Source organism: Gordonia paraffinivorans (genome assembly GCF_900683595.1).
Classification (GTDB): Bacteria; Actinomycetota; Actinomycetes; order Mycobacteriales; family Mycobacteriaceae; genus Gordonia; species Gordonia paraffinivorans.
Genome location: NZ_CAACYD010000004.1, coordinates 1 through 2,473 on the forward strand (window position 1 = coordinate 1; position 2,473 = coordinate 2,473).

Genomic DNA, 2,473 nt, shown 5'->3' on the forward strand with positions numbered 1-2,473 from the left:
GTCGGCGGTGCCGCGCACGCCGGACTCGGCGACGCGGATGACCTCGGTCGGCAGACCGGGGGCGATCCGGGCGAACGTGTCCCGGTCGACCTCGAGGGTCTTGAGGTTGCGGGCGTTCACGCCGATCACCGACGCCCCGGCCTCCAGGGCACGGTCGGCCTCTTCCTCGGTGTGGACCTCCACGAGGGCGGTCATCCCGAGGCTCTCGGTGCGGTCGAGCAGCGACGCGAGGACGTTCTGTTCCAGCGCGGCGACGATCAGGAGGATGACATCGGCGCCGTGGGCGCGGGCCTCGTGGATCTGGTAAGGCCCCACGATGAAGTCCTTGCGCAGGACCGGGATGTCGACCGCGGCGCGGACCGCGTCGAGGTCGGCCAGCGAGCCGTGGAAGCGACGCTCCTCGGTCAGCACGCTGACGATGCGGGCGCCACCCTCCTCGTAGGCCGTGGCCAGGTCGGCGGGGTCGCCGATGGTCGCCAGCTCCCCCTTGGACGGGCTGGCGCGCTTGACCTCGGCGATCACACCGATACCCGGCTGGCGCAGCGCCGCCATGGCGTCCCGGGGAGCGGGAGCCTTGGCCGAGGCAGCCTTCACCGCGTTGAAGTCGATCGCCGATTCGCGCGCGGCGGACGTCGGCCTTGACTCCCTCGATGATCGACGCGAGAACGTTGGGCATGCTCACAGCGACTCCGTTCCCTTTCGCTAGTCGTGTGATCTCAGGGTAGACCGGAGGGGCCGCGCGGGCCTCCGGCGGGTTGGCCGATCCCGGACGCCGAGACACCGTCCACGGCGCCGTGTCAAGGGATACCTGCGCCTTGTCGCATCGGCGGCCGGATGTGATGTCTGCCATCCGCAGGCGCCCCCCGGTCAGCGCGCGGGTCCCCCGGTCAGCGGTCGTCGGTGTCCGACGGGTCGGTCGGGTCGATACCGGTGTCCCAGAGCGTCCCACATCATGCGCTCGTTCGCCTCACGGGACTTCGCGAGGTCGTCACCGGCGGCGGTGTCCTCGGCGGCATCGGGAGCGGCCTTCGCCTGTGCCTCGGCCTTCTTGCGGCGTTCGTGCTCGGCGAAGATCTCCTTCTCGAGCTTCTCCCGGCGCGCCGCCGGGGTCGTGTACTTCGACGTCGAGACCGCGCCCCGGGCCACCCTCAGCAGCATCACTCCGGCGGCGACGCTGCACACGGTGCCGAGAAGCACCAGCAGTGCCGCCGGAGCCTTGGTGTCGACGAACAGCACGACGTAGCGGTCGGGGATGTCTCCGGCGTCGGCGGCGTAGTCGGAGTCACCACCGCCGGTGAGCAGCGAGATCGCCGGGAAGGCCGCGAGCACACCGCCGGCGGCCACCAGGATCGCCACCACGCGCAGCGCCCATCCACGCACCGCGAGCACCACGATGATGCCGGCCAGGTAGACCAGCGCGAGCGGCGTCAGCCACGGACTCCAGTCCGAACCCTTCACGTCGAAGGCGCGCTGGGGCGACAGCCCGTCCTCGGCGGAGACGGTGGCCCAGGTGAGCCGACTCGCCCCCCAGAACGCGGCGGCGGTCGCCGCCATCAGGATCGCGGCGATGATCTGGGGCCGCCGCGACGGTGTGGCCGCGGACGGCTCGGCAGACTGATCGGCGGGCTGGTCGGCAGTGGTCACGGGTTCTCCCCTGCCGGGGGCTCGCCCACCCGGCGCATCGTGGACGCCGCGGCGACCGCGTTGAGGACCGCGGTGGCCTTGTTGCGGGCCTCGTTGTATTCATATTCGGGCTGGCTGTCGGCGACGACGCCACCACCGGCCTGGACGTAGGCCTTGCCCCGGGCGGCGTGAACTGGCCGGGGCGCCGGCCCGAACCGCGACGGGCACCCTCGTCCCGATCAAGGATGCGGTCGAGATGGCCGCCGAGGCGCAGGAGTACCTCGAGGTCTTCCGCGACCACACGAGCGAGGTCCTCTACCTCGGGCGCGCCAAGCGGCTCGCGTCGCGTGCCCAGCGGATCGCCGCGGTGGGTCGTGACGGCGGATGCACCGGCCCGGCCTGCACCCGGTCGGCCTTCGAGTCGGAGATGCACCATGTCGTCGAGTGGAAAGCCGACAACGGACCCACCGACATCGACCTGCTCACGATGGCGTGCGGGCCCCACAACCGGTCGGTCGGACACGGTGACGACCAGTGGTCCACGACGATCGAGGTTGAGGGCATCGACGCAGGTCGCGCGGTGTGGCACCCGCCGCGATCGCATCCCGATCAGGCTCCGCGGATCAACCACGCGCACCGCACGGACGCCATCCTCGACCGGATGCGGGCCGAGGCCCGTCGACGGCTGCGGCACCGGCTCGGACGTCCCGACACCACCGAACGCGACGACACCGGCGCAGATCCGCCTGATCATTCGATAACCTCGACACGTGCTGCTCTCCGACCGCGACATCCGCTCCGAGATCGCTGGCGGGCGCCTCGCGATTGACCCGTTCGATCCGGCCCTCGT

Annotated in this window: 5 pseudogenes; 2 read left to right on the forward strand and 3 right to left on the reverse strand. The window is 71.3% G+C overall.

Annotation, left to right across the window (positions count from 1 at the left end):
• The 3 pseudogenes from trpC to E1P53_RS02200 all read right to left on the reverse strand — a co-directional run.
• Positions 1-682: pseudogene (trpC, locus tag E1P53_RS02190) on the reverse strand (indole-3-glycerol phosphate synthase TrpC); the annotation flags it as partial.
• 205 nt (positions 683-887) lie between these two features.
• Positions 888-1,644 (reverse strand): annotated as a pseudogene (locus E1P53_RS02195) (Trp biosynthesis-associated membrane protein).
• Positions 1,641-1,814: pseudogene (locus E1P53_RS02200) on the reverse strand (chorismate-binding protein); the annotation flags it as partial. The pseudogenes E1P53_RS02195 and E1P53_RS02200, both read right to left, overlap by 4 nt.
• 47 nt (positions 1,815-1,861) lie before the next feature.
• Between E1P53_RS02200 and E1P53_RS21085 the strand changes: the two are divergent.
• Both E1P53_RS21085 and E1P53_RS20645 read left to right on the forward strand, forming a co-directional pair.
• Positions 1,862-1,942 (forward strand): annotated as a pseudogene (locus tag E1P53_RS21085) (hypothetical protein); the annotation flags it as partial.
• Between the two features lie 451 nt (positions 1,943-2,393).
• A pseudogene (locus E1P53_RS20645) lies at positions 2,394-2,473 on the forward strand (dCTP deaminase); the annotation flags it as partial.